Below are 25,693 nucleotides of genomic sequence, written 5' to 3' on the forward strand. Positions count from 1 at the left end.
CCGCAGGAGCAGCAGCCTGCGCCGAGGTCGGAGCGGACGCGCGCGGCGCCGAGGCTGCGCCTCCGGCAGGCGCCGCCTGTCGCACCGCCGCCGTGGGCGGCTCCGGATTCATGATGCTCACCGGCGGCGTCGAAGACGCGCTCGGGAACTCCGCATTGGTCGGCCTGCCCGTCGGCATCGATGGCGGCATCCCGGCAAGCGCCGCGGTGGCCGGCATCGCCGGGGCCGTTGCGGGCGCGTTCCAGCCCGGCGCATAGCGTGCGACCAGCGTGTCGTAGAGATGGGAATCCATGTTGGCGGCGACCCGCTGCTGATCGGTCAGCGAGCGGAAGGCGGGGCAGTCGAACTGCGTGCAGCCGTCGCGCGCAACCAGCACCTGCGCGACGAAGCCGTAGCGATCGCGCTCGAGCGCCTTGCGCAGCACCTTCACGTCCAGCGTCAGGCTCTTCTCGGCGGTCGCGGCATCGCCGAGCGCGGTGAGCCGGTCGATCCGTGCGGCGGTGTAGGAGACCGCCGCAGCCGCCGCGTCAGGCGAGCCGAACAGCGCCTTCTCGCAACCAATCGCCACGGCATTGCCGGCGAGATCGTCGAGACAGGACAGCGCCGGCAGGCTGGCGACGACCGCGCTCTGCGCGCGCGCCTCGCCGGGCGGCGCCTCCTCCGCCGGACCATAGACGCGCACGGTGGCAGCCACGGCGATGGCAATGGAAAGCAGCGTGATGACGGTCAGCGCGCCGTTGGCAACCGACCTTTCGGCGCGCACCAGCGTAATCAGGAGAATCAGGCCGAGGAGGCCGGCGGCTACCAGGATCATCCACATCGGAAAGGCCTGTGGGCGCGAGATTTGGTCGAACGAAGTGGCCCATGCCCAGTTCATGCGCGACGTCCCTCACGCGAGCAAAGAGCGAATGGTCAAAGCGAGCCCCCGCGAGTCGGCAACTGCCCCCGGTTCACCATGTCGAGGCGAAGGGGGCCTTTTGACGGCGAGCGAAGCAAATTCCTTCGCGATGTCAACGCGCGGCACCGTCATCCGTCAGGATTGGGCGAGCTGGCTTTCCTTGGCGACGCGCTCGAACGCTTCAGTCGAACTCTTGATGCGGTACTGGCAGTCGTCGCCATCCGTCGGCAGCAGGCGGATGATCTCGTATGAGCCACTCGCAGCCGGGCGCGCGACGTTGCTGGCAGTGAACAGTACGCGCGTTCCCACGGGGAATTTATGCTTCAACGCCCATCTCCATGACTCAAACAGCGCCGGCCGTGCCCAGGGTCCCACTGCGTCGGACCGGCTGAAAACCCGGCGTGACATATAGCACGCAATGCGGCGTTTTGGCCAGCGGTATACAGGCATGGCAAATAGGCCGATCCGGCAGTATTTTCAGGACGATAGTGCGGGAACCGGTGAGTGGAGGATACCGCTGGAACCGGCTCCCTCAGGCGGTGTGGGGCAGATGCCCCTCCGGGCTTGCCTGGTCCACGGCCTTGGGCAGTTCCTGGGCCAGAATCTGGCCGAGCTGATCGACCGGGATGTTGTAGCGCGCCGCAAGCTGCCGAACCGTGTCGCTGCCGAGCACCGCGCGGAGCTGGTCGGCCGAGATCGGCAGGTTCTGGCCGTTGCCGAGCCAGGATTTGACCTGGTCACCGAAGCCGGACTGCTGGAGCTTCGCGACGATTGCGCTGAGGCCGCCCTGATTGTTGCTGCCGAGCACCTCGTTCAACACCGCCGGCAGGACCGCGGCGCCGAGCTGGCCGAGCGCGCTGCGAAGCGCCGGATTGTTTTCCAGCGAGTCCAGAATTCCCATGCCCCTGCCCTCTCCCAAGCGGTCCTTCCGCCGCGATTGAGCGCCGCCAGCCTGCACATCGTCAAGCGGCGCCCGATCACATTCGCGGGTTAGACGTTCTCGAATTTCTCGATGACGAGCGTTTCGGCGATCCCGTCACGGGTCCATTCCTGGAACGCCGGCAGCGCCATCATCGTGTCCATGTAGGCTCTGGTCTCCGGCGTGACCTCGATCGCGTAGGTGCGGAAACGGTGCACGACCGGGGCGTACATCGCATCCGCCGCACCGAAGCGGCCGAACAGGAACGGTCCCTTGGCACCGTAGCGCGCCCGGCACTCCCGCCAGATCTCCTGCACGCGCGCGATGTTGGCCCTGGCGTCCGCCGACAGCGTCACGGCGCCCACGGGGCGGTGCAGGTTCATGCCGCATTCGTTGCGCAAGGCCATGAAGCCGGAATGCATCTCGGCGCACACCGAACGGGCGTGTGCGCGGGCGGCGACATCGTCGGGCCACAGCTTCACGTCCGGATAGCGCTCGGCGATGTACTCGATGATGCTGAGCGAATCCCACACCGTGATGTCGCCGTCGACCAGCACCGGCACCTTGCCGGCGCGGCTGAAGGACAGGATCCGATCCTTGTCCGCGGGATTATCCGTGTAGAGCGGAATGACGGTCTCGACGAACGGGATGTCATTGGCGCGCAGTGCGAGCCATGGCCGCATCGACCATGACGAGTAGTTCTTGTTTCCGATCGCGAGCTTGAGCGCTGCCATGTCGCTGGTCCTTCCCTAGGTCCTTTGGATGCGGCTGCTTTTAGCGCCATCGCCTGCTGCCAATCAATCGTTGCCGCACCCGGCCGCGCGTGGCAATCGTTGCGATCTTCGTGAGGAGTGAGACATGGGCAGGCATTGGGTCGACATCACGGCCGTCGGCTTCTTCATCATCGAATGGCTGGTCTATGCCCTGACGCTGGAGCACTCGGCCTATGGCCGCGACAGCCTGTCGGCGCGCATGAACCGCTATCGCGAGGTCTGGGTCCGCCGCCTGCTCGACCGCGACACCCGTATGGTCGACATGCAGATCATGGCCTCGCTCCAGAATGGCACCGCCTTCTTCGCTTCCACCAGCCTGTTCGCGCTCGGCGGCGCACTGGCATTGCTGCATGCCACCAACGACGCCATCACGATCCTGAGCAAGCTGCCGATCGACCTCAGCACCTCGCCCGCAATGTGGGAGCTGAAATGCGTCGGCCTCGTGCTGATCTGCGTCTACGCCTTCTTCAAATTCGCCTGGGCCTATCGCCTGTTCAACTATGTCGCGATCCTGTTTGGCGGCATGCCGCCGGCTGACCGGCGCGACACGCCCGAGGCCGAGGCCCACGTCATCCGCACCTCGCGCCTGTTCGAATCCGCCGGCCGCCACTTCAACCGCGGCCAGCGCGCCTTCTTCTTCGCACTCGGCTATCTCGGCTGGTTCGTCAGCCCCTGGGTGCTGTTCGTGACCACGGCGGCGGTGGTGATCGTCACCTGGCGAAGGCAGTTCGCATCGAGCGCATGGGCGGCGATGGCGCCGGAGGAGATGGATGGTGCGGAGACGCGGAAGCGCGGCTATTGAGGCATCTGCTGCGCGCGAGCGAAGGGCGGCACGCGTTTTCTCCACACCGTCACTGCGAGCGCAGCGAGCACTCCAGGATCTTTTCACGGTGACAGTCCGGATTGCTTCGCTACGTTCGCAATGACGACGCGACTAACTCCGTCATCCCAAGGCGCGAGGCTCGCCCACTCGGCGATATCCCGGCCTACTTCCTGCGCATCGTCCCGGACCGGCAATCGAATCTGGCCACAGGCCGATCCATCTGCCAGAGCTCCACGTCGCGACCGTCGACGAGCCTCTCCGCGGAGCTGATCGCGGCTTCATCATCGATGCAATCCATGTGAATCATTCTGATGGGACGATCGTGTAGTCCCACGATCAATGCACGGTAAGCGGACATTTTCGTCTCCAGGCAAGGCGCGATAGCACGCGCGGGCCGGAAGAATGGCGCTGACGGCATTTGAATGCGATGGGGAGTGCATCGTCTGTTTATAAGCGCGGCGTAAGTTTCCGGCAGCGCGCGGCCGAGGCCGGTCCTATGCCGATCCTATGCAACCGCGATCGCGCCAATCTCGAAATCATACAGCCTCCGGCACCATATCCGCTCCGTCGCGCAAGCTCGCGCGGCGTAGCGAACTGGTGAAATGATGTCGAACTCAGGGGTCAGCGACAGGATCATCGATCCGATGATGGCCATCGCGAACTGCTCGACGCGGCAACGCATCGTCGTGGTCGGCGCGAAGAGCATGGAATTAGTGATTGAGCTGCATCGTCGCGGATATCTGCTGGCGGCTGCTGCAGGTAATTGCGGCCGGCCGGCAGGTCAATATGAAGTCGCGCTCGTGGATTGGCGGCGACGCACGCTTCACGCACTCGATGCGACAGTGGATTGGCTCGACGATTTCCTGAGCCCCCGCGCCGTGCTGGTGATCTGGCTCGACGCGCAGAAGGCAGCTGCGAAGGACACTCTTCGTGCCGCAGTGACGAAGCGCGGCTTCGTCGTCCTGCAAGGCGCCGAGCATCCATGTGGCAGCGTGCTTCTGGCGCGGCGCTCGGAGGCCATCCCCCTTCGGCAGGCCGCGTGAACATCCACCCGAACTCATGGATTTGATCCGATGCCAAAATCGAAAATTCGACGTGCCGTCATTCGCGAGTGGATGGCTCTCGCGCCGGCGCAGCGAGGCTCCGCCGAGCAGGCCGGCGCCTTTGCACGGCGCACCATCGAAAGACATAGCTTGCCACGCAGCCGGAGAACGCCGCACGCCGTGATCATGGCATGGCTGAAGCCGCGAACCGGGAGGCCTTAGCTCGCAGGATGGGTACGAGCCGCCTACCCTCCGCCAAAATCCCGCGGCGAGAACGGCAGGTCCAAGATCTTCCATTCACCATACTTGTCGGGCGGCAGCATCTTGTAGGGCTGGCAGGCCTGGAGCGCGGCGGTCGCGGATTTCACGATGGCCACGCCCTTCGCGGATGGCGGAGCTTCGATCAGGATCGGCGGGCGGGCCAGCGTGCCGTCGGTGGCGAACACCGTGCGCAGCTTGATGTTGACGTTGTCGGTCGGGTCGACCCCGGCCGGCAGTTTGGCGCAGCTCTTCAGGTGGCGACGCAGCGCGGCGATGACCTCGGGTGGCAGCTTGGCTGCGATCGAATCCTTGGCATCGCCGCCATCGTCCTTGGGGGCGTCTTTCGGCAGCTCCGGCGGCAATTCCGGCGGCAAGCCCAGCATGACGCCGTACTTGACCGTCACGTCAGGCTCCGGCGCCTGATAGGCCGGCGGCGCCGCTTGCGGCTGCTGCATCGCTTGTGGCGGCGGCTGTTGCGACGGCGGCTGCGGCATCACCTGGGGCGGCGGTTGTTGCTGGGGTTGCGGAGGCGGCTGTTGTGACGGCTGCGGCTGTTGAGGCTGCGGCTGCACATTGGCCTCCCGCTGCTTCGGTGCCTGCGAGGGTTGCGGCTGCGGCTGTTTCTGCTGCGGTTCAGGCGAGGCCTGCGGTGACGGCGACGGCGCCGCGGCCTGCTGCTTGGTCGCAGGCTTCGGCGCGGGTTCCGCCTTGTCCTTGTCGGTGAAATCCAGCTTCGGCAGTTTCAGGTCCGGCAGCGGCTCCGGCGGCTTCTCCTTCGCCTGCTCCTGAGCCTGCTCCTGAGCCTTCTCCTCGGCCTTGGCCTCCTCCTCCTTCACCTGCTCCGGCGTGACGATGTCCACCGAAACAGTCTCGGGCACCGCGGCGTGAAACGGATGGACTTCGCTGATCAGGATGATCAGCGCCACCAGCGTCAGATGCGCGACCGCCGACGCTGCAATGTCCGTCCGTATGATCTTCCGCAGTTCCATCGATCGATCTTGGGTTGCCACGCCGGTCCTAGCATACAGCGGCCCCCTCTCAATCCCATTTTGGCGCGAAGCCGAAATCGGTCAGGCGGCCCTTGGGATTTGCCAGCGCGGCGATCTGGGCCATCTCGTCGTCCGAGAGCTCGAAATCGAAAATATCGATGTTTTCCGACAGACGTTCGACGCGCGAGGTGCGCGGGATCGCAGCGACATTCTGTTGCACCAGCCAGCGCAGGCAGATTTGTGCCGGCGTCTTGCGATGCGCGCGCCCGAGCCCGGCGAGCGTCTGGTCGGCCTTGACGCGCCCCCTGGCGATCGGGCTGTAGGCGACCAGTGCGAGGCCATGCTGGTCGCAGGTTGCCCTCACCTTCGTCTGGTCGAGATAAGGATGATATTCGACCTGGTTGCAGACGAGTGGCTCCGGCGACAGCGCCACCGCCTGCTCGGTCAGCGCCACGGTGAAATTGGAAACGCCGATGTGGCGGGTCAGGCCCATGCGCTTGGCATGCGACAGCGCACCCAGCGTCTCCTCCAGCGGCACGTGCGAATTGGGCCAGTGCAGCAACAGGAGATCGACGGAGGAGAGCCGCATCCGGGCGAGGCTCTCCTTGACCGAGCGTTCGAGATCATGGGGCGCGAAATGGTTGGTCCAGACCTTTGTCGTGAGGAAGATGTCGTCGCGGCGCACGCCTGAGCCGCGCAGGCCGTCGCCGACCTCGCGCTCATTGTCGTAGACCTGCGCAGTGTCGATGTGGCGATAGCCGAGCCGCAGCGCCTGCTCGACCACGCGGCCGCAAGCGCGCCCGCCCAGCTCCCAGGTCCCGAGCCCGATCGCCGGTATCCTTGCGCCATTGGCCTCGACGAACAGCATGAGGAATCCTCTCTGTTGCGATCGCCTCAAAACATCATCCGGGCGCCATTATGGACCCGGCCCGTGACACTGCCAACGGACGACGCCGGCGCCGGCGCCGGGCCGGATATTCAGGGCAATGCTAACGGGAGGTTCGCGCCCGGCCTTGACGTCAGGCTTTGGCGAGCGCCTGGAATACGGTGTCCGGCGCATGCGCGATCACGGCGAGCAGCGCGCGGGCGGGTCCTCGCGGGGCGCGCTTGCCCTGCTCCCAGTTGCGGATGGTCTCGACGGGAACGCCGAGCTTGGCGGCGAACTCCATCTGGGTGAGACAGGCGCGACGGCGCAGAGCGCGCACCGCAAGCGAGCTGGCATCTTCGCCAGGGGCGGCATTGGCCGCCGGCTGGACCGGCAACGGCTGGACTGGAAACGGCTGGACCGGAAGCTCCTGCCCATCCCGCAACTCGACGACCCGTCCGTCCGCCTTCAGCCGCAACCGCATGTTCATTCCCCCAAGCACGGGCAATGATGCGGCAGGTCGCTTAAGTTCGGATTAAAGATGATGGTGGGCGAAGACGGTCTCGTGCCCCGGACGCAGCGCAGCGCGCAGCGGTGCGCTGCTGAGCCGGGGCCCATTTCGCCACCACGTGCCGTGCTGCTTTCTGGGTCCCGGTTCTGCGCAGCAACGCGAAGGGCGTTGCAGCGCGCCCGGAACACGCGAGGGCATAGCGCGCCTTACCTCAACCCGAACCACAGCGTCGCGATGCCGAGGAAGGAGAAGAAGCCGACGACGTCGGTCACCGTCGTGACGAACGTGCCTGACGCGACCGCCGGATCGGCCCTGACACGTTCGAGCGCCATCGGGATCAGGATGCCGCCGAGCGCGCCCGCGACGAGGTTGCAGATGATCGCAAGCCCGATGACGATGCCGAGGCCCGGGATCTTGAACCAGGCCACCGCCGCGATGCCCGTGATCAAGGCGAAGGCAAGGCCGTTCACGAGCCCGACCAGGCCTTCGCGCATCACCACCCGCCAGGCGTTGGAGGAGCCGAGCTCGCGCGTCGCAAGCGCGCGCACCGCGACCGTCATGGTCTGGGTCGCGGCATTGCCGCCCTGGCTCGCGACGATCGGCGCCAGCACGGCAAGCGCGACCATCTTCTCGAGCTGCCCCTCGAACAGGCCGAGCACCGAGGATGCAAGAAAGGCGGTGGCGAGATTGACCAGCAGCCAGTTGAACCGCGCGCGCGCAATGGTGAACACGGTGTCGGAGAGTTCTTCGTCGCTGTTGACGCCGCCGAGCGCCTTGAGGTCTTCGTCCGCCTCCTCCTCGATCACGTCCACGACGTCGTCGACGGTGATGACGCCGACCAGGCGATCCTGGGTGTCGAGCACCGGGGCCGCGACGAGATTGTACTTGCCGAACATGCGCGCCACCTCCTCCTGGTCCTCCAGGACGGAGACGCGACGGCGATCCTCGTCGGTCAGCTCGGCAAGCGCGACCGGGCGGCGGGCGCGGAGCAGGACGTCGAGCGAGACCGCACCCTGCCAGTGCTGGTCCTTGTCCACGACGTAGATCTCGTAGAAGCGGTCGGGCAGATCCGGCGTCTCGCGCATGTAGTCGATCGCCTGCCCGACGGTGAAATCCTGCGGCACCGCGATGAACTCGGTCTGCATCCGGCGGCCGGCGGAATTTTCGGGATAAAGCAGGCTGCGCTCGAGCGCGACGCGCTCCTGCAACGGCAGCTTCTCGAGGATTTCCTCCTGCTCCGCCTCGTCCAGCGTTTCCAGCAGCTCGACCGCGTCATCGGATTCGAGCTCGCGGACGCCTTCCGCGACGGTCTCCGGCGGCAGCTCCTCGAGGATCTCCTCGCGCACGCCCTCGTCGAGCTCGTTCAGTGCCGAGAAGTCGAAGTCGCGCCCGGTCAGCTCGACCAGGCGAACGCGGTGGTCGGGCGCGAGAGCTCCGATCAGATCGCCGAGATCGGCCTCGTGCAGCTCGGCGACGCAGGCGCGCAGCGCGGCGCTGTCGCCGGCCTCGATCGCATGGGCAATCTCCTCGACGAATTCATGACGAATTTCGCCGTCTTCATTGCGCATCGGAACGTGGTCGAGTACCGAGGCCTCGGCGGATGGGGCACCGTCCATATGTTCATCCATGGCGCGCCTCGCCGTTTGACAGGTTGGAACGAGTGGTCTGAGCTGACGGTCAGGCAATACCCACAAGCGAACTGCGAGCGCAATGGCAAAGATGCTTCGGCTGAAATGGATGTCGATCTCGGTGGGCGCGGTCTTCGCGGGCCTCGCCGGCATCGCCGCTTCGGAGGCCGCGGACTGCCCGCGCAAGGACGCGCTCGGCACCTCGCGCGTTCTGAGCGTCGACGCCAAGACCACGCCGCGCGTCGGCCTGAAGAGCTTTCCGCAGACGCTGCCGCTCGCCGATCACGAGGTCGTGCTGACCTTCGACGATGGCCCGCATCCGCCGACGACGTCGAAGGTGCTGGCGGCGCTGGCGCAGGAATGCGTGCGCGCGACCTTCTTCCTGATTGGCCTGCACGCCTCCGAACATCCTGACATGGTCAAGCGCATCGCGCGCGAGGGCCACACCATCGGCCACCACACCTGGTCGCACCCGTTCATGGCGCGGATCCCGTTCGAGAAGGCGAAGAGCGAGATCGACCGCGGCATCGCAGCCGACGAGACGGCGCTCAAAGGCGCGTCGACGACGACGCCCTCGACGCCGTTCTTCCGCTTCCCCTATTTCGAGGGGACGCCAGCGCAGCTCGACCTGCTCCAGTCACGCGGCATCGTCGTGTTCGGGGCCGACCTCTGGGCCAGCGACTGGAACGAGATGACGCCGGAGCAGGAATTGAAGCTCGTCACCGAGCGCCTCGCCGCCGCCGGCAAGGGCATCATCCTCTTCCACGACCCCAAGGCACGCACGGCCGCGATCATGCCGGCCTTCCTGCGATACCTCAGGGACAACGGTTATCGGGTCGTTCACGTCGTGCCGGCGGGCACATCACAGAAGAGCGCCGATGCGCATTGATGCCGTAATGTCACGGCGGTGCAAAATGGGGTGATTTGGGCCCTATTAACAGTCTGTTCATGCTACGGCATGCAAGGATGTAGAGGGTATTGCGCCTGAACCGTTTCTGGGCGTCTCCGACCAATTGAGGCGGCAGTCGCGTAAGGAGGCAGACGAGGTTCATGATCGGAAGTAGCGTTGTTGTTCGGACGCGATCGTGGATCGTCCTGTGTCTGGGGCTGTTGGTCGTCGGTTCACCGGCGGCCCTTGCGGCGGACTGTCCCGGCCATCCGGATGCACTCGGGACCTCCCGCACCCTCGTGGTCGATCCGCGCGAGCATCCGCGCATCGGCACCATGCAGTACCGCGAAACGCTGCCGCTGAAAGACCATGAAGTCGTTCTGACCTTCGACGACGGTCCGCTGCCGAAATATTCGAACCAGATCCTCAAGATGCTCGACGACGAGTGCATCAAGGCGACCTTCTTCATCATCGGCGAGCAGGCCAAGGCGAACCCGGAAGGCGTGCGCAAGCTGATTGCCGCGGGCCACACTGTCGGCACGCACAGCATGAACCATCCGCTGACGTTCGACCGGATGCCGCTCGACAAGGCCGAGGCGCAGATCAACGGCGGCATCGAGTGGACCTCGGCCGCGATGACCGATTCGTCCAAGCTCGCGCCGTTCTTCCGCATTCCCGGCCTGATGCGCGCCGAAGGCGTCGAAAACCTCCTGATCTCGCGCGGCATCCAGGTCTGGAGCGCCGACTTCCCCGCCGACGACTGGCGCCATGTGTCGTCCGACCGCGTCTATCAGCTCGCGATCCAGCGGCTGGAAGCCAAGGGCAAGGGCATCCTGCTGCTGCACGACATCCAGCCCCGTACGGTGGCGGCGCTGCCGAAGATCATCCGCGACCTCAAGGCGCGCGGCTATCGCATCGTGCATGTGGTGCCCGCGACCGCCGACCGGCCGGCAACGCCGACCACGCCGGTGGAATGGCTGCTGCATCCACCGACCGAGACCGTGCCGATCGCCCGCTGGCCGTCCGTGCCGAACTTCGTGTTCGCGCAGACCAAGACACTGCCGGCGCCCTCGCTTGCCGACCTCAACGCGCAGACCGAGCATCAGCCGCTGCTGCCGCGCAAGACAATGGCGCTGGCGAATGTCGCAGCCACCCTGCCCGTGCCCGACCGCGATCTCTTTGCCATCCCCGAGGGCTCGGTCGAGGTCCTGCTGTCGACGACCTTGTCGCGGCGCGCCGCGATGCGGCTGGCAATGGCGGCCGAGACGCCCCATGCGGCCAAGGGCAAGGCCGGCAAGTCGCGCGGACATCGGACCGCACATACGGCGCCGGCCGGAGCGAAGCACACCGCGCAGGCTACGGGCACCGCCCCCAAGAGCATTGCCCCCAAGAGCACGGCGCCCAAGGGCGCCACACCGCGGAGTTCCGCGACGCATCCGACCCGCGTCGCCAGCCTGAAGAAGCGCGCGCAGTAAGCTCTACTGGCGCATGATGTTGGCGACACAGAGCAGCACGATCAGCGCCAGGAAGAACAGGTCCATATAGGACTTGAGCTCGCCGTCGCGGCGCAGCCGGGCAACGTCGGCCACGACCTGCTTGCGCGCGTTCGTTGCGCCCGAACCGTCATTGATCGGAGCCTGCAGGCGCTTGGTCTCCGCCTCGAGCTTCTCGATCTTCTGGAAGAAATAGAACGCACGCAGCGTCGAGGCCGCGCGCATGCCGGCATAGACCAGCACGAGGATCGCGAGGATCGCCCGGTTTTGGTATTTCTCCATGAAATTCAGGCTGAAATAGACCATCGCCATGAAGGCGAAGTTCGTCACGAAGCGGTAGACGAAGCTAAGAAAGACCATGCTGGCTCCAGCCCTGAGCGGTGCGACCCGTCTACGTCATCTTTATTTCGACAAAGATTCGATCGCCGGCCGCCTTTTAGCCACGCGCGTTCATAATGCAAGCGAGAGTACCGGGGCCTGCGTGTTCCACGTAAGCGCGAGGTTGCCAGCTGCGCGATGGAGATTCGCCGGAAGCTACGGTACATTGGCACAGCCACCGCATGTGGGGTCTGCCGATGCCGAAGAAGGGAATCACGGGCCACGACGACTGGGTGCTGACCGAGGCCCTGGCGACTGCGCTCGTCGCGCTGGAGCAGCTCGAACCAAAACACCAGCCGAGCGCGCATATGGACGACATCCGCAAGATGCTGGCGAACGGCAAGGAGCCGTCGGCGGTGAGCCTGCACCTCGCCCAGGCCAAATGCCGCCTGTTTCCGGACACGGATCCGCTCGAGATCTACCGCGAATACGGGATTGGCGACGAATACGGCTAAGTCCGTCGCGCCGGTCCTTCGAGCGCGCTGCTGCCTAGGGCTGAGCGGCAGCCGATCGTTACAACGATCATCCACCTCAATGTTCGCGTGAATTTCAGCTGAGCTGCAAAACGGCTTGACGTCGGCGTCGCCAACGAATGTAATGTTATAACATTACATATCCGGTCCCAATGCCCCTCCCCACGCGTCACCGCCCTATCCCCTTGAAAAGGCTCTTCGATCTCCATGCAAAAACTCCCCGTCACCGTCTTGTCCGGCTTCCTCGGGGCTGGAAAGACCACTTTGCTGAACCACGTCCTGAACAACCGGCACGGCCTGAAGGTGGCCGTGATCGTCAACGACATGAGCGAGGTGAACATCGATGCGGATCTGGTTCGCGATGGCGATGCGAACCTGTCCCGGACTGACGAGAAGCTCGTCGAGATGACGAATGGCTGCATCTGCTGCACACTGCGAGACGACCTCCTGAAGGAGGTGCGCGCCCTCGCAGAAAATGGCCGCTTCGATTACCTCTTGATCGAATCCACCGGCATCTCCGAACCGCTGCCGGTTGCGGCGACCTTCGATTTCCGTTCCGAAGACGGCGAAAGCCTCTCCGATGTGGCGCGTCTCGACACCATGGTCACCGTGGTCGACGCCGTGAACCTGCTCAAAGACTATTCGTCGACGGATTTTCTCGATCAGCGCGGCGAAGCGCTGGCGAACGACAAGCGCACGCTCGTCGATCTCCTCGTCGAGCAGATCGAATTTGCCGACGTGATCGTTCTCAACAAGGTCGACGATGCCTCGCCAGCGCAGCGCGAGGCGGCCAGGAAAATCATCCGCGCGCTCAATCCGGACGCGGATCTGATCGAAGCCAACCACAGCCGGGTCGCCTTCGATCGCATTCTCGACACCGGCCGGTTCGACTTCGAGCGGGCGCAGCAGCATCCGCTCTGGTTCAAAGAGCTCTACGGCTTTGCCGATCACGTGCCGGAGACCGAGGAATACGGCGTGACGAACTTCGTCTATCGCGCGCGCCGGCCGTTCGATCCCGAAAAGTTCGACAAGTTCGTCAGGCAGCCCTGGCCCGGCGTCATTCGCGCCAAGGGACATTTCTGGCTGGCGACGCGCCCGCAATGGCTTGGCGAGATCAGCCAGGCTGGCACGATCACGCGCACGCAGGCGCTTGGCTTCTGGTGGGCGGCCGTACCCGCGGAACGATGGCCGGATGATCCGTCCTGGCGGAAGCAGCTGCGTGCGAACTGGAACGACATCTATGGCGATCGCCGCCAGGAAATCGTGTTCATCGGCACCAGTATGGATGAAGGTTCGCTCCGCGCCCGTCTGGATGCCTGCCTCGTCCCGGGAAAGCCGGCGATGAACGTCACGGAATGGGCGAAGCTCGCAGACCCCTTCCCGGTCTGGCGCCGCGCGGACGAAGCCGCGGAACGCAAATGACCAACGTCGTTCGATTGGTTCCGAAATCCGAGCTCGAGCGGCAGCGCCTCATCCGTGAGGCGCGTGCGATCTACGACAGCATATTCCCGCCGGTCACTTTGACCGGCGGACAAGCTGATGATCGCTTGGACCAACGAGCACCGCGCGAGGCAGTCGCCGAAATCCAGCCAAAACAGCGATAAGGATGAAGGTGGTGCGCTCGGAGGGCGCACGCAGTCCTTCCCGGCTCAGCCGCCATATTGCTGCTTCATGTATTTCAGGTAGTTGCCGAGGTGGTGCTGCCAGAAATAGTCCAGCTTCTGGCATCCCGGCGTCCCATCGGTCGGGTTGCCGCCCGGGTTGGCAAAGAGCGGCAGCAGCGCGCCGGCGTCAGCATAGTTCAGCGAGGCCTGAATCTGGCCGAGGATCTGTTGGATCAAATCCGAGATCGTTGATCCCGTGATCGGTGCGGCGGTTGCCGCGCCGAGATCGGCGGCGGTCAAATGGATCGTCTCGGATATCAGTCTCCGAGAAAGACTCTCGACCCGCTGCTTGAGCCGCCTCACCGCATCGTCGCGAACGCGATTGACTGCGCTCTCACCGTCGGTGACCACGCTGCCGAGCGCGATCATTGCTTCAGGATTGAGACTGCCGCCGAACCCACGCAGCGGATTTGGCGTGTTGAGGTCTGATATCCACTCCAGGGCAAACGGTGCCTGCGGCACCCAGTCCTGCGTCGACGTCGCGGCCCAACCGTATCCCTCGACGGCGGCAAGCCGCGCGTAATCGTATGCGTAATGGTCGTTGCCGGCCTTGGCAGGCGCGAAGGTATAGGTCTTGTAGGCCGGCCCCTTAAAAACATCCGTCGAGTGCCGGACCAGCGAGGTCAGCAGCGTGGCGATCGAGGCACCCTGGCTGTGCCCGGTGATGTAGACGTCGTTGCCCTGCTCCGCGAGCAGCCCCAAGGTCACGAACAACGGGCTATCGGTGGTGAACAGCATGAGCAGCAAACTCAGAGCGAAGCCCGAATGCACACCGGCTTTCACCGCACTGTCACCCTCATCGCGGGCAAGATAGAACGGCAGCGAGATCGGACCGAGCTTCACGTCAAAGCGCGCGTTGATCAGGGGGAACAGCAAGTCGGCCAACACGCTGGCCGCACTTGCGACCGTGCCGCGCACTGCGATCGCGTATTGGGTGGTGTCACTCTGGTTCTGCCAGACCTGCCAGTAATTATCCAATAGCGTGGCACTCGTCGGGGTGAGGTCCTTGCGGATCGCCCAATTTGAGCTTGGATCGGGCACGGAGGGCACGCCGCAGGTTGCCACCGCTTCGGTCAGCGATGGCGTGCCGGCGTAGGCACGCTGCGCCATCTCAAGCAGAAGTTGCGCCTCCGCGAATTGGAATCCCGACTTGAGCGTCATGCTGCCCTCCTTGCAAAGGTGCTCGACTCCAGCCGCCCGTGTTCGGACCCGGAAGCCAGCGACCGATATTTCGTGTCTCTCGGAGTTCATCAATTATAAGATGTGATAGCATAGAAACGCAATAAGAAGGTGTCGATCGACCAGCGCCCCTGGCAGACTACGCCCAGGAACAATTGCGTGAGCAGGGAGGATCCCGCGGAGTGGCCGGTGTTCCAGGCTTTGCCCGCTCCAACTCATTCCAACCGGACGCGCACTGTTCTATCGAAAGCGACATGAGGCATCTGCGGATTCATCGGCCACAGGTTTCGATGATCACGCCGGAGGAAGTCTATAATTTCAGTTTCGACACAATCGATTGGGGACCGCCGCCGCGCCACGCTGCCGTGGTCAATCTCGGCAAATCAGATTGGCTGAATAGATTCGCTCAGACGCATCTCGTCCGATGCAGCCACTTTCGTCTGATGTTCTATGATCAGATCATCGACTTGATCTGAGAGGGCACTTCGGCAGAAACAGGCCCCTACCCCGGCTAAAGCGGCGCGATCCGCCGTTTTGGCGCGTTCGGGGGGTGGTCGCATTTATTGAAGTTTCAATGGCTTGCGGAAATGGGCAAAGAGTTTGGGTGGATCTCCAGCTGATAGGTGCTTTTTCCCGTGGATTGACCGAACCTCACAATAGCTTGCGGGACTTCAGCTTGCGGGACTTCGCCACGCAGCGTAACTTTCAACTGTACGTAGCTCATTCGAAAGTAATCTGACGGGTTCGGCCTAGCGGGAGATGGCGATGGCAGATGTCCCATGGCACCTTTCCGGTGACTACTTCGAGAATTGCAATTGCAGCATCGTGTGTCCCTGCCTCGTGTCGGCGGCTCCCCCGCTGACCGCGCGACCGACCGAGGGCTTCTGTAACGTACCGCTGATCTTCCACGTCGAGAGCGGCCGCTACGGCAACATCGAGCTCGATGGACTCAATGTCCTGGTTATCCTCCACGCGCCGGGGATCATGGCGGACGGAGATTGGTCGGTGGCCGCCTATATCGACCAGCGCGCCAACGATGAGCAGACCGAGGCTCTAGCTGCGATCTTCACCGGCGCCGCCGGTGGTCCGATGGCCGCGTTCACACCGCTGATCAGCAAGAACCTGGGGGTTCGCAGGGTCCCGATCACATTCCGAATCGAGGGCAAGACGCGGTCCGCGGAAATCCCTGATATTCTGCACATGTCCGTCGACCCGTTGCCGACCATGCATCCGAGCGGGGAAATGTGGGCCAACATCGGCCATCCAGTCAGCCCCGACAGGATGGTCATGGCAGTCGGCGCCGCCGGTAATACGTTCAGCGATCATGGCATGCGCTGGGACAATTCCGGCAAGAACGGCCTCTATGCGCCGATCCGCTGGTCGAACCAGGCGTGATGCAACTCCTGACCCGGTCTTGCGAGAAGATCGGCAACACTTATCGCAAATGACCGACGGCCCCCTGGAAACCGTGCTGCGGCGCGATCGCTTGATCGTCGGCGGCGCGATCGGGATCATTGTCGCACTGGCATGGGCCTATGTGCTCTGGCTCGCCAAGGACATGGACATGGGCGGCATGGACATGACCGGGTTCCGCATGATCCCGGCCGGGATCGGAATCATGTTGCCGGCGAGCGAGCCATGGCGAGCGATCGAGTTCGCGTATGTGTTGCTGATGTGGGTGGTGATGATGGTCGGAATGATGGCCCCCTCGGCAGCACCCATGATCCTCATGTACACCCGCGTGGGTCGACAGGGGAAAGCGCAGGGCAAGCCGTTCGCTGCGACCGGCTGGTTTGCGGCCGGTTATCTCCTCGCCTGGGGCGGCTTTTCGCTGGCAGCAACCCTACTCCAATGGGCGATCGAGCGGGCGGTCCTGCTGGATTCCCGGATGACGATCGCCAGCAATCTGCTCAGTGCAATCGTGCTGATCGCGGCGGGAGTCTATCAATGGACACCGCTCAAGGACGTCTGTCTCGCCCAATGCCAGTCGCCATTTCTGTTCCTGATGCGCCACGGCGGCTTTCGCGGCGACCTGCGAGGCTGCCTGCTGCTGGGGCTGCGGCACGGAGGCTATTGTGTCGGCTGCTGCTGGGTCTTGATGGCGCTTTTGTTCGTAGGCGGGGTGATGAACGTGCTTTGGATTGCGCTTTTGGCCCTGCTCGTCCTGTTGGAGAAACTTACGCCGATCGGACGATGGATCGCGCGCGCCGCCGGCATTGCGTGTGCGGCCGCCGGCGTCTGGCTACTGGTGTCGTTGCCGCGGTGATGAGCAACCTGCGTGATGTTCAGTACGCGTGCCCTGTTGCAAACGGCGATCACGCCGAGCCGCCAGCCCTACACTCGAACCGTCAGGCGGGGACGGCCGAACGGCGAAGACCTGGGTTCCCTGAGCCGGTCTCTCCATCGATCGGCTTTCGAGGTTGGTGCGCTCGGAGGGACTCGAACCCCCACGATTTTACTCACTGCCACCTCAAGGCAGCGCGTCTACCAATTCCGCCACGAGCGCTTTGGGGGTGCCGGCTTAGGGCTTGAGGCCTGCCGGATCAACGGCGCCGATCTAACAAATCCATCAGAGGGGTACAAGCCTGCAAAGGCCCAGAATTCCACAAGCTTGGCAGGAAAAATCCGGACCCCTGCCCGGATCGGCCCTTTCGAGTGCCCCGGCCCTGCCGGCTGCCCCCGGGCCGCTCCTGCGTGCCCGGGCCGCTACCGCGTGCCCGTCGTGCGCGGCAGCATCTGCTTGACCTCGACCGCGATCCGGTTGCGGTCGACCAGCACGACGCCGGAGGCGACCGGCAGATTGTTGGCGAGAACCTTGACCTCGTCGGCCTCGGTTGCGTCCAGTTCGATGATGGCGCCGCGGGAAAGACGTAATACTTGATGGATCGGCATGGTGGTCGTCCCGAGGACGACCATGAGATCCACGGTGACTTTATCGAGAGTGGGCACTGTCAGGACCGCCGCAACTTGGGACTTAAGCCAAAGGACTTGGCATTTGCTCCCCAGATGATCACCACGTTATGGTTAGCCAATGGTTAATTCGCCTCAAAACCCCCGCCAAGACCTCGATTTAACGTCGTTTTCCGCCTCCACCGGCGAGCCCGTGGAGTGGCGGATCTCGGACGCGCCGGTGCCCTATCCGGAGGCCGTGGCCGCCATGGAGGCGCGAGTCGCTCAGATCGCCGCCGGCGAGGCGCCCGAGCTGGTCTGGCTGCTCGAGCACCCCCCACTCTACACCTCCGGCACCTCGGGCAAGGAAACCGACCTGCTCGATCCCCGCTTCCCGACTTTTGCCACCGGGCGCGGCGGGCAGCTGACCTATCACGGGCCCGGCCAGCGGGTGGCCTATGTCATGCTCGACCTCAAGCGGCGCCGGCCGGACGTCCGGGCCTATGTCGCGAGCCTGGAGGAATTGATCCTGCGGACGCTCGCCGCCTTCAACGTCCGCGGCGAGCGGCGCGAGGACCGGGTCGGCGTCTGGGTGAAGCGGCCCGACAAGGGGCCCGAGCACGAGGACAAGATCGCCGCGATCGGCGTCCGGCTGAAGCGCTGGGTCTCGTTCCACGGCATCGCCATCAATGTCGAGCCGGAGCTGTCGCATTTCGCCGGCATCGTGCCCTGCGGCGTCGCCGATCCCCGCTACGGCGTCACCTCGCTGGTCGATCTCGGCCAGCTCGTGTCCATGGCCGAAGTCGACGTCGCGCTCCGGCAGGCGTTCGAGGAGCTGTTCGGGCCAACCCGCGCGCTGGTGGCGGAAGCGGCCGTCTAGCACTTTTTCTGTTTGAGCCCCACCGCGCCTGTTCTCGGCCGGTCGCGGAATCGGTTACGCTTGCTTCCGGTGCCGCCCACGCCTCCCCCCTCCGCCGGGAAAGCAGACATCATGCCGGGCGAATGATCATCGGACCGACTGTTCGAGCGCCAGGCATAAGGAGGGATTGCGCTTTCTGCTCGCAATGGGAGGTTTTGACGATGAGACTCTCTGCGCCGATCTATCATCTGAAGCGACGAGCCAAGCGCCTGTCGCGCGAGGAAGGCATTCCGCTCCACGACGCGCTTGACCGCATCGCCGCGACGGAAGGCTTTTCCGCCTGGAGCATGCTCGCCGCGAAAGCCGCTGCACTGACGCCAGCCAACAAGCTATTCCCGCAATTTCAGCCGGGCGATCTGGTGCTGGTCGGGGCTCGCCCCGGTCAGGGCAAGACACTGATGAGCCTCGAATTGGCCGTCGAGGCCATGAAGTCGGGCCATCGCGCGGCGTTCTTCTCGCTCGAGTACACGCAGAATGATGTGCTGGATCGCCTGCGGGCGATCGGTGTGGAGCCGGCGCAGTTCGACAAACTGTTTGAGATCGACTGCTCCGACGCCATCAGCGCCGACTACGTCGTCAAGCAGATGGCCGCGGCGCCTCGTGGCACGGTCGTGGTGATCGACTATCTGCAACTGCTCGACCAGAGGCGGGAAAATCCTGATCTCGCTGTTCAGGTGCGCGCACTGAAATCCTTCGCGCGCGACGCGGGGCTGATCGTCGTCTTCATCTCGCAGATCGATCGATCCTATGATCCGTCGGTCAAGCCGTGCCCAGACCTCGACGATATCAGGCTGCCGAACCCGCTGGACCTCAAGCTGTTCGACAAGACGTGCTTCATCAACAACGCTGAAGTCCAGTTCCGAGCGGCGAGCTGACGGCTTCAGGCCGCGGGTGAGATTCTTCACCCGCGGCCAGCTACCTTACGCCGCCTGCAACGCAACTTCGAGCTTGCCGGCAATGTAGCGCCGCTCCTGGGTCAGGCCGCCAAAGCCGTAGGCGTCGCCCTTGACCTCGTCGACATGCAGGTAGGTCTCATGATGCAGCGGGCCCAAAATCTCGGCCATGCGCTTGAACATCGCGGCGAGATAGGCCGCCTTCTCGTCCTTGGTGTTGGTGCCTTCGCTGACATGGATGTCGATCCAGTAGCTCGCAAGCTTCTGTTCGGCGAGCGACTTGCCGCCGGCGAACCAGTCGCCTGCGTCGACCGATTTCACGATGATGGCGGTCACCCTGGGATCCTTGTGCAGGATCTTTGCGGTCAGCTCGGACACGGCGTTGGCGATATCGGCCTTCAGCGACGGCGACTGGCGGGAGGTGGTGTAGGACACGGTGATCAGGGGCATGGTGGTTCTCCTCAAGATGCTGCGCGGAGTTTGCGCGGCGTTGGTGAGAAGCTAGACCTTGCCCCGTCATTTTGGTATCTTATCTCTGTTGATACCAGTGATAACCATTCATAATGACAGCAACGCTCGACATCGCCACCATCAAGGCCTTCCTGCTGGTCGCCGACCTCCAGAGTTTTACGCGCGCCGCCGAAGCACTCGGCACGACGCAGGCCGCCGTCAGCCTGAAGCTTCAGCGGCTCGAGACATTGCTGGGAAAGCGCCTCGTCGAGCGCTCGCCGCGCGCGGTCCGGCTCACCGCCGACGGCGCCGCGTTCCTCGATCGCGCCCGCGCGCTGATGGAGGCGCATGACCGTGCACTGTCGGGCGAAACATCGACTGCGCAGTCGCTCTCGCTTGGCATCTCCGACCATGCCGCGGGCCCCGAGCTGGTGCCGCTGCTCGAACGCCTGCACGCGATGTCCTCAAGTCTCACCCTCGCCGTCACCATCGGCTTCTCACGCGAGATGCAGGACGCTTACGACGCAGGTCAGCTCGATGCCGTGATCGTCCGCCAGGAAGGCAGTCGCCGCGGCGGCGAGAAGCTGGCCGAAGACGAGTTCGGCTGGTTCGCCGCACGGCGCTTCACCCTGCCGAAGGGTGAGCCGCTGCCGCTCGCAACCCTCGCCCCGCCCTGCGGCGTCCGCGCCATCGCAGTGCGCGCGCTCGACAAGGCCGGCCTCGCCTGGCGCGAACGCTTTGTCGGCGGCGGCGTTACGGCGGTGGTCGCGGCCGCGCTTGCCGGCCTTGCGATTGCGCCGCTCGCGCGCCGGATCGCGCCTCCCGGGCTGGTCGACATCGGCCCCGCGCACAAGCTGCCGAAGCTCGGCAGCTCGAAGGTAATGCTGCATTCGAAGGTCAGCGATCCCGCCAAGCTCGCCGCGCTGCGTGCGGTGGCGGCGACGTTTCGGAGCGTGGCAGCCTAGCGCTCAGGCTGCCCCTCCTCGCCCGCATACTTGCCCGCGGCGAACCAATAGGCGATTCCCGCGAGAGCTCCGGCCAGTACAAAGAGCAGCCCCAACGGATGGTTGGCCCCAACGGTGATCCGCCAAATGAATGCACCGATCGCCGCACCGGCAGGAACGTAGAACAACACAGAGCGAATGCGGAGCGCTTCCCCGAACAAGATCACGAGTGCGGCCGGCATCCCACTAAGCAGGCAGACCAGGATCAAGATCAGCGGCAAGACAAACAAGACCAAGGTGATGATACCGCCGAGGTTCTCCTCAAGACCCCGGTACGGCAGGGACAGGATCATCGCGATGACCGGCAATGCCGCCAATGTCGTCGCTGCCGTCAAGCATCCCCGAAACCAACCGTTCACCACGCGCGGGCAGGTCTCGCAAGACATGACATCACCTCACAGGATCGCCTCGAACGCGCTGCGCAGCGTTTCGTGCCGAAAGACAAAACCGCGGCTCAGCGCCTTGTTGGGCAGCACACGCTGGCCACCGAGCAGGAGTTCGTCGGCAAAGCCGCCGCCGATCCGGCGCAACAACCCGCCGGGGATACGAAACACCGCGGGCCGGTGCAGACGACGGCCGAGCTCTTCGGTGAATTTTGCGTTGGTGACGGGGATCGGCGCGGTGGCGTTGACGGGCCCAGTGAGATCGGGCGTCGCCATCACATAGGCAATCAGCCGGATCAGATCGTCGCGCTCGATCCAGGACATCCACTGCCGCCCGGTGCCGAGCGGACCGCCGAGGCCGAACTCGAACGGCGTCAACATGCGCGTGATGAAGCCGCCTTCGGTGCCCAGCACGAGGCCGATGCGCAAACAGACCACTCGGACGCCGAGCTCCTCGGCCGGCCGCGCCGCCTTTTCCCACGCCGCGCACAGCTCGTGGCTGAAGCAGGCATGTGACTTCGCCGATTCCGTCAGCACCTGGTCGGCCCATAGGCCGTACCAGCCGATCGCAGAGCCGCTGACGAGGACCTCCGGCTTGCGCTCGAGCCGCGCGATCAGATTTACGACCTCGCCGGTCATGTCGATGCGGGAGCCGAGAATTTTCGCGCGCTTTGCCTCGGTCCAGAGGCCGTTGCCGATCGGCTCGCCAGCGAGATTGACGATGGCGTCGATTGGCGTGTCCGATGCGAGCTGATCGAGGCTGGTGATCAGCGTGACCGGCGGCGGCAGCATCTCGGCTTTCGCAGGGTTACGGATCAGCGCGATGACGTCGTGCCCTGCCCCGCTGAGGCTCGCGGCAAGGCGGCTGCCGATGAAGCCGGTGGCGCCAGTGATCAGCACGGTCTTGCGGCCGGGGACCTTCTCGACGAGCCCGTGCGCAGGCACGCTTTTCATGCGCCCGAGCCGGCGCATCGCCGCAAAGTCCCTGACGCCGCAGAGCGCTGCACCGACTGCGCAGGCAGTGGCGGCGATGCTGAGCAGGCCCTGATACACGACACTCACGCCGAACGGCTGCATCGCCCAATCGATCAGCACCGGCAGCAGCAGCACCAGGATGGCGCCATAGTTGATCGCAAGCAGCGTGTAGTTAATCCGCTCGCTCGGCGGCAGTTTGCGGCTCAGATCCTCCTCGACGAAATCCATCAGCGTAATGACGATCTCGGCGACCAGGACTGCCACGATCAGGATCGCCAGCACGCCGTAAACCTCCAACCAGCCGAGCAGCAGGAACAGCAGCGCATAGAGCATGTTGCGGATGCCGTGCAGCTTCAGCTCGAAACGCTGCGACGGGCGCCACGCCAGGCGCTCGGTGAATTCGTGGTGATAGAAAGTGTCGAACACGCCCATCACGATCTGGATGGCGATGAGGGTCCACAACAGCGGCGTCATGATACGGCCTCCCTGAAGACGGCGGACTGGTGGATCAGCGCGCCGTAACGCGGGTGAGTGACATCGAGGGTGAAACGAAAGGCGCCCTCGCCGAGATCGCTATGCGTCACCGTGAGATCGCCGGGCGTGAGCGATTGCGGCAGCGGGATCCACAAGCGTCCGAGCTGGAGTCCGTAACCGGCACTACGGAAGGTCAGCGCCTGTCCCTCGACCGCGATGCGGAGCGCCATCGAGACGCCGAAGCCGACATACTCTTCAAGCCCGGTCGGACCGGCGAAACGCTTGGCGGAATGGATCACTTGCGGAAAGCCGCGCTTGCGCGCGCAGATGCGGGTCCAGGTCTGGCCGCCGTTCGCGCCGTCCTCGGTGACGGTCACGATCATGGGGACGCCGGTGTCGCGGCCGGTCGGCAGCGGTCCGCCGATCAGGCGGGCGGCTTGCGCGAACCACCAGCCGATGTCGCTGAAGGAGACCTCGTCGACCACGCCGACATAAACGACACTGTCGCCGTCAGCGACCCGTTTCGAAAAGCGCCGCCAGGTCGCGAGCGGCAGCCGGCCCCAATCCTCGTCCGACAGCAACGCGCGGAAGCGGCGGTCGTCGAGTAGTTTGACGTGAGCTGAGGGAGATGCGCTGGAGCCTGATAATCGAGCCGACGTCATCGTACCCTCCTCAACGCTATTTGGCCTTGCCCAGCGGCAGCAGGTTGGCGATCTTCTCGCCAAGCCGCATCAAGGCGACCAGCCGCGGTCGCGGCACCTTCAGCATCTGCATGAACCAGTGGTCGGCGAGTTCGGTGAAGGCGAGCATCTCCTTCAGCCGTTTGGCTGCGACCGGATTGATGGTCGGATCATCTGCGGCATCGGACACGCAGGCCCTGAGCGCCGTGATCGCCGGATCGAGCTCTCGCTCCTTGCGCCGCGCCGCGATTCTCGCGGCGACCTCCCAGATGTCGGTCTCGGCCTCGTAATGGTCGCGGCGGTCACCGAGGATCGGCACCCGCCGGATCAGGTTCCAGGCGAGCAGCTCCTTCAGCGAGTTGGAGACGTTGGAGCGCGCCATGCCGAGCGTGTCGGCGATGTCCTCGGCCGTCATCGGCGCCTCGGCGAGATAAAGCAGCCCGTGGATCTGGCTGACCGAGCGGTTGACGCCCCACCCGTCCCCCATGTCGCCCCAATGCAGGATGAAGCGCTCGACGGCGGTGGGCAGTTTCTTCTTTCCGGTTATTTCTGTCATGACAGAAATATCTGACGAGCGCGACTGATTGTCAAGAGCGCTCGGCGGCTTGCGTCCTGTATACCGTCCGTCGTATTTGCCTAAAAACGGCCCAGAGAACGGGAACCAAACGCCCTTCGGGGCGTTTGCCCCGGTTCCAGGCGGGTTGAGAATGACGACAAAGTCCAGTCAACAGAGAGACTTGTTCGAAAGCGAGCGCAGTTTTCGGCTGTTGGTGGAAGGAGTCGCGGACTACGCGCTCTACATGCTCGATCCCACCGGGATCATCACGAGCTGGAACATCGGCGGCGAGCGGATCAAGGGCTATTCGCCCGAAGAGATCGTCGGCCAGCATTTCTCGCGCTTCTACACCGAGACCGACCGCGCCAACGGCAAGCCCGCCCGTGCCCTCGGCATCGCGCGGGACCACGGCCGCTACGAGGAGGAAGGCTGGCGCGTTCGCAAGGATGGCACGTTCTTCTGGGCGAGCGTCATCATCGATCCGATCTACGAGCACGGCAGCCTGGTCGGCTTCGCCAAGATCACCCGCGACATCACCGAGCGGCGCAATTCGCAGCTCAAGCTCGAAGCGATGCAGAGGCAGCTTGCCGAGTCGCAGAAGTTCGATGCGCTCGGGCAGCTCACCGGCGGCGTCGCGCACGACTTCAACAACCTCCTGATGATCATCAGCGGCAGCCTTCACATCCTCAAGAAGCGCGACGAGGACGAGGCCAAGATTCAGCGCGCGATGTCCGCGATCGAGACCGCAACCAAGCGCGGCGCCGCACTGACCGCCCAGCTCCTGACCTTCGCGCGGCGGCAGAGCGTCAATCCCCAGGCGATCCGCTTCGGCGACCGCATCGAGGCGATCCGCGAAGTGCTTCACGCCGGCGTCGGGAGCGCCGTTCGTCTCGCCTTCGACATCGACCGCGAGGTCTGGTCGGTCAAGGCCGATGTCTCAGAGCTCGAGACGGCGCTGCTCAATCTCGTCATCAACGCTCGCGACGCCATGCCCGACGGCGGTACCGTGACGGTCGGCGCACGCAACGTCGTCCTGAACGATCCGCTCCACAGCGGCGAGTACGTCGCCATCACCGTCGCCGATACCGGGCTTGGCATCCCCTCCGACGTCGTCAACAAGATCTTCGAACCGTTCTTCACGACCAAACCCGTCGGAAAAGGCACCGGCCTCGGCCTGTCGCAGGTGCACGGCTTCGCTCATCAGGCGGGCGGCACGGTCAGGGTCGCAAGCGAGCTCGGCAAGGGCACGACCTTCACCATCCTGCTGCCGCGCGAAACCGCGACCGCACCAATCGATATCCCTGAAGCAGTGCCGGTTCCCGGTAGCGGCACCGTGCTGCTGGTCGAGGACAATCCCGACGTCGCGCTCGTCAGCATCGGATTGCTGGAGCAGCTCGGCTATCGCGTGCACCGGGTTGCCGACGCCGAGTCCGCCTTGCGCGAGCTCGAGAAGAACGGCGTCGACTTCGTGTTCACCGACATCGTGATGCCCGGCAAGATGGACGGGCTCGGTCTCGCCCATCATCTGCGCCAGATCCACCCTGGCCTGCCGATCCTGCTCGCCACCGGCTACAGCGAAGCCGCCGCCGATGTCCGCGGCGACTTCCCGATCCTGCGCAAGCCCTACGAGATTCACGAGCTGAGCGAGGCGATCTCGAAGCTGCCGCGGTGATTTTTCACCTCT

At 64.4% G+C, this 25,693-nt stretch carries 31 protein-coding genes and 1 tRNA gene; 14 read left to right on the forward strand and 18 right to left on the reverse strand.

Annotated features, from left to right (window positions below; translation table 11 throughout):
- From AC1DW2_RS00005 to AC1DW2_RS00020, 4 genes are all read right to left on the reverse strand, one after another.
- Positions 1-877: hypothetical protein (locus AC1DW2_RS00005; RefSeq protein ID WP_477005026.1), on the reverse strand; the 877-nt coding region annotated here is incomplete at its 3' end.
- 156 nt (positions 878-1,033) lie between these two features.
- Positions 1,034-1,225 (reverse strand): hypothetical protein, encoded by a 192-nt coding sequence (locus AC1DW2_RS00010; protein WP_014494643.1) that lies wholly within the window; start codon positions 1,223-1,225, stop codon positions 1,034-1,036.
- A gap of 205 nt (positions 1,226-1,430) precedes the next feature.
- Positions 1,431-1,799 (reverse strand): YidB family protein, encoded by a 369-nt coding sequence (locus AC1DW2_RS00015; protein ID WP_166342151.1) that lies wholly within the window; start codon positions 1,797-1,799, stop codon positions 1,431-1,433.
- Positions 1,800-1,888: 89 nt separating this feature from the next.
- Positions 1,889-2,551 carry a glutathione S-transferase family protein gene (locus AC1DW2_RS00020; RefSeq protein ID WP_063982756.1) on the reverse strand — a complete coding sequence of 221 codons (663 nt, stop codon included), beginning with the start codon at positions 2,549-2,551 and terminating at the stop codon, positions 1,889-1,891.
- Positions 2,552-2,675: 124 nt separating this feature from the next.
- On the opposite strand from AC1DW2_RS00020, the gene AC1DW2_RS00025 reads away from it, so the two are divergent.
- The gene (locus AC1DW2_RS00025; protein WP_063982755.1) at positions 2,676-3,392 is read left to right on the forward strand and encodes a DUF599 domain-containing protein; all 717 of its coding nucleotides are present in this window, start codon (positions 2,676-2,678) and stop codon (positions 3,390-3,392) included.
- Positions 3,393-3,918: 526 nt separating this feature from the next.
- Here AC1DW2_RS00025 and AC1DW2_RS00030 read toward each other — a convergent pair.
- The gene (locus tag AC1DW2_RS00030; protein WP_187388028.1) at positions 3,919-4,068 is read right to left on the reverse strand and encodes a PIN domain-containing protein; all 150 of its coding nucleotides are present in this window, start codon (positions 4,066-4,068) and stop codon (positions 3,919-3,921) included.
- Between AC1DW2_RS00030 and AC1DW2_RS00035 the strand changes: the two genes are divergently transcribed.
- Positions 4,058-4,456, forward strand: a complete 399-nt coding sequence (locus tag AC1DW2_RS00035) for a hypothetical protein (RefSeq protein ID WP_135214881.1) — start codon at positions 4,058-4,060, stop codon at positions 4,454-4,456. The two genes, AC1DW2_RS00030 and AC1DW2_RS00035, sit on opposite strands and share 11 nt — an antisense overlap.
- Before the next feature lie 245 nt (positions 4,457-4,701).
- Here AC1DW2_RS00035 and AC1DW2_RS00040 read toward each other — a convergent pair whose 3' ends face one another.
- The 4 genes from AC1DW2_RS00040 to mgtE form a co-directional block, all read right to left on the reverse strand.
- On the reverse strand, positions 4,702-5,706 hold the full coding sequence (locus AC1DW2_RS00040; RefSeq protein ID WP_063982753.1) for a hypothetical protein: 1,005 nt from the start codon (positions 5,704-5,706) through the stop codon (positions 4,702-4,704).
- A 49-nt stretch (positions 5,707-5,755) separates the two neighbouring features.
- Positions 5,756-6,574, reverse strand: a complete 819-nt coding sequence (locus tag AC1DW2_RS00045) for an aldo/keto reductase (RefSeq protein ID WP_231142135.1) — start codon at positions 6,572-6,574, stop codon at positions 5,756-5,758.
- Between the two features lie 151 nt (positions 6,575-6,725).
- On the reverse strand, positions 6,726-7,061 hold the full coding sequence (locus tag AC1DW2_RS00050; RefSeq protein ID WP_063982751.1) for a helix-turn-helix domain-containing protein: 336 nt from the start codon (positions 7,059-7,061) through the stop codon (positions 6,726-6,728).
- A gap of 227 nt (positions 7,062-7,288) precedes the next feature.
- On the reverse strand, positions 7,289-8,710 hold the full coding sequence (gene mgtE, locus AC1DW2_RS00055) for a magnesium transporter (RefSeq protein WP_028150524.1): 1,422 nt from the start codon (positions 8,708-8,710) through the stop codon (positions 7,289-7,291).
- 82 nt (positions 8,711-8,792) lie between these two features.
- Here mgtE and AC1DW2_RS00060 point away from each other — a divergent pair, with 82 nt between their 5' ends.
- Both AC1DW2_RS00060 and AC1DW2_RS00065 read left to right on the forward strand, forming a co-directional pair.
- Positions 8,793-9,599, forward strand: coding sequence for a polysaccharide deacetylase family protein (locus tag AC1DW2_RS00060; RefSeq protein WP_283016785.1), 807 nt, complete (start codon positions 8,793-8,795; stop codon positions 9,597-9,599).
- Between the two features lie 161 nt (positions 9,600-9,760).
- Positions 9,761-11,074 (forward strand): polysaccharide deacetylase family protein, encoded by a 1,314-nt coding sequence (locus AC1DW2_RS00065; protein WP_283016786.1) that lies wholly within the window; start codon positions 9,761-9,763, stop codon positions 11,072-11,074.
- Between the two features lie 3 nt (positions 11,075-11,077).
- On the opposite strand, the gene AC1DW2_RS00070 is transcribed toward AC1DW2_RS00065, so the two are convergent.
- The gene (locus AC1DW2_RS00070) at positions 11,078-11,452 is read right to left on the reverse strand and encodes a hypothetical protein (RefSeq protein WP_014494631.1); all 375 of its coding nucleotides are present in this window, start codon (positions 11,450-11,452) and stop codon (positions 11,078-11,080) included.
- A 215-nt stretch (positions 11,453-11,667) separates the two neighbouring features.
- Between AC1DW2_RS00070 and AC1DW2_RS00075 the strand changes: the two genes are divergently transcribed.
- The 3 genes from AC1DW2_RS00075 (at position 11,668) to AC1DW2_RS00085 (ending at position 13,547) form a co-directional block, all read left to right on the forward strand.
- A complete protein-coding gene (locus AC1DW2_RS00075; RefSeq protein ID WP_174770120.1) occupies positions 11,668-11,925 on the forward strand; it encodes a hypothetical protein in 258 nt (85 codons plus the stop codon).
- 225 nt (positions 11,926-12,150) lie between these two features.
- A complete protein-coding gene (gene zigA / locus AC1DW2_RS00080) occupies positions 12,151-13,365 on the forward strand; it encodes a zinc metallochaperone GTPase ZigA (RefSeq protein WP_283016787.1) in 1,215 nt (404 codons plus the stop codon).
- The gene (locus tag AC1DW2_RS00085) at positions 13,362-13,547 is read left to right on the forward strand and encodes a hypothetical protein (protein WP_071913000.1); all 186 of its coding nucleotides are present in this window, start codon (positions 13,362-13,364) and stop codon (positions 13,545-13,547) included. The genes zigA and AC1DW2_RS00085 overlap by 4 nt, the downstream gene beginning before the upstream one ends.
- Before the next feature lie 45 nt (positions 13,548-13,592).
- Here the strand turns inward: AC1DW2_RS00085 and AC1DW2_RS00090 are convergent, their stop codons facing one another.
- Positions 13,593-14,768, reverse strand: coding sequence for a lipase family protein (locus AC1DW2_RS00090; protein WP_477005027.1), 1,176 nt, complete (start codon positions 14,766-14,768; stop codon positions 13,593-13,595).
- Positions 14,769-14,968: 200 nt separating this feature from the next.
- Here AC1DW2_RS00090 and AC1DW2_RS00095 point away from each other — a divergent pair, with 200 nt between their 5' ends.
- From AC1DW2_RS00095 to AC1DW2_RS00105, 3 genes are all read left to right on the forward strand, one after another.
- Entirely contained in the window at positions 14,969-15,262 is a 294-nt protein-coding gene (locus AC1DW2_RS00095) for a hypothetical protein (protein WP_477005028.1), read from the forward strand.
- Positions 15,263-15,551: 289 nt separating this feature from the next.
- Positions 15,552-16,181, forward strand: a complete 630-nt coding sequence (locus tag AC1DW2_RS00100; protein ID WP_477005153.1) for a DUF1326 domain-containing protein — start codon at positions 15,552-15,554, stop codon at positions 16,179-16,181.
- Positions 16,182-16,230: 49 nt separating this feature from the next.
- Complete coding sequence (locus AC1DW2_RS00105; protein ID WP_477005154.1) at positions 16,231-17,052, forward strand: DUF2182 domain-containing protein; 822 nt, start codon at positions 16,231-16,233, stop codon at positions 17,050-17,052.
- 155 nt (positions 17,053-17,207) lie between these two features.
- Here AC1DW2_RS00105 and AC1DW2_RS00110 read toward each other — a convergent pair.
- Positions 17,208-17,292: transfer RNA gene (locus tag AC1DW2_RS00110), tRNA-Leu, on the reverse strand.
- 200 nt (positions 17,293-17,492) lie between these two features.
- Complete coding sequence (locus tag AC1DW2_RS00115) at positions 17,493-17,735, reverse strand: FliM/FliN family flagellar motor switch protein (protein WP_015685538.1); 243 nt, start codon at positions 17,733-17,735, stop codon at positions 17,493-17,495.
- Between the two features lie 82 nt (positions 17,736-17,817).
- Between AC1DW2_RS00115 and lipB the strand changes: the two genes are divergently transcribed.
- Positions 17,818-18,555, forward strand: a complete 738-nt coding sequence (gene lipB / locus AC1DW2_RS00120; RefSeq protein WP_063982685.1) for a lipoyl(octanoyl) transferase LipB — start codon at positions 17,818-17,820, stop codon at positions 18,553-18,555.
- A gap of 200 nt (positions 18,556-18,755) precedes the next feature.
- Positions 18,756-19,469 (forward strand): DNA helicase, encoded by a 714-nt coding sequence (locus AC1DW2_RS00125; RefSeq protein ID WP_477005029.1) that lies wholly within the window; start codon positions 18,756-18,758, stop codon positions 19,467-19,469.
- A gap of 45 nt (positions 19,470-19,514) precedes the next feature.
- Here AC1DW2_RS00125 and AC1DW2_RS00130 read toward each other — a convergent pair whose 3' ends face one another.
- Entirely contained in the window at positions 19,515-19,937 is a 423-nt protein-coding gene (locus AC1DW2_RS00130) for a tautomerase family protein (protein ID WP_208070100.1), read from the reverse strand.
- Positions 19,938-20,050: 113 nt separating this feature from the next.
- Between AC1DW2_RS00130 and AC1DW2_RS00135 the strand changes: the two genes are divergently transcribed.
- Positions 20,051-20,902 carry a LysR family transcriptional regulator gene (locus AC1DW2_RS00135; RefSeq protein WP_283016793.1) on the forward strand — a complete coding sequence of 284 codons (852 nt, stop codon included), beginning with the start codon at positions 20,051-20,053 and terminating at the stop codon, positions 20,900-20,902.
- Here the strand turns inward: AC1DW2_RS00135 and AC1DW2_RS00140 are convergent.
- From AC1DW2_RS00140 to AC1DW2_RS00155, 4 genes are read right to left on the reverse strand one after another with little or no spacing between them, the layout of a single operon-like run.
- Positions 20,899-21,327, reverse strand: a complete 429-nt coding sequence (locus AC1DW2_RS00140; RefSeq protein ID WP_166342223.1) for a hypothetical protein — start codon at positions 21,325-21,327, stop codon at positions 20,899-20,901. The two genes, AC1DW2_RS00135 and AC1DW2_RS00140, sit on opposite strands and share 4 nt — an antisense overlap.
- Positions 21,328-21,336: 9 nt before the next feature.
- The gene (locus AC1DW2_RS00145) at positions 21,337-22,773 is read right to left on the reverse strand and encodes a TIGR01777 family oxidoreductase (RefSeq protein ID WP_354131467.1); all 1,437 of its coding nucleotides are present in this window, start codon (positions 22,771-22,773) and stop codon (positions 21,337-21,339) included.
- On the reverse strand, positions 22,770-23,435 hold the full coding sequence (locus AC1DW2_RS00150; RefSeq protein ID WP_354113676.1) for a DUF4166 domain-containing protein: 666 nt from the start codon (positions 23,433-23,435) through the stop codon (positions 22,770-22,772). The genes AC1DW2_RS00145 and AC1DW2_RS00150 overlap by 4 nt, the downstream gene beginning before the upstream one ends.
- A 16-nt stretch (positions 23,436-23,451) precedes the next feature.
- On the reverse strand, positions 23,452-24,009 hold the full coding sequence (locus AC1DW2_RS00155) for a GbsR/MarR family transcriptional regulator (RefSeq protein WP_071912979.1): 558 nt from the start codon (positions 24,007-24,009) through the stop codon (positions 23,452-23,454).
- A gap of 151 nt (positions 24,010-24,160) precedes the next feature.
- Here AC1DW2_RS00155 and AC1DW2_RS00160 point away from each other — a divergent pair, with 151 nt between their 5' ends.
- A complete protein-coding gene (locus AC1DW2_RS00160) occupies positions 24,161-25,681 on the forward strand; it encodes a PAS domain-containing sensor histidine kinase (protein ID WP_354113677.1) in 1,521 nt (506 codons plus the stop codon).
- Positions 25,682-25,693: the final 12 nt, after the last annotated feature.

The sequence above is a fragment of the Bradyrhizobium sp. P3_C3 genome (assembly GCF_056402655.1).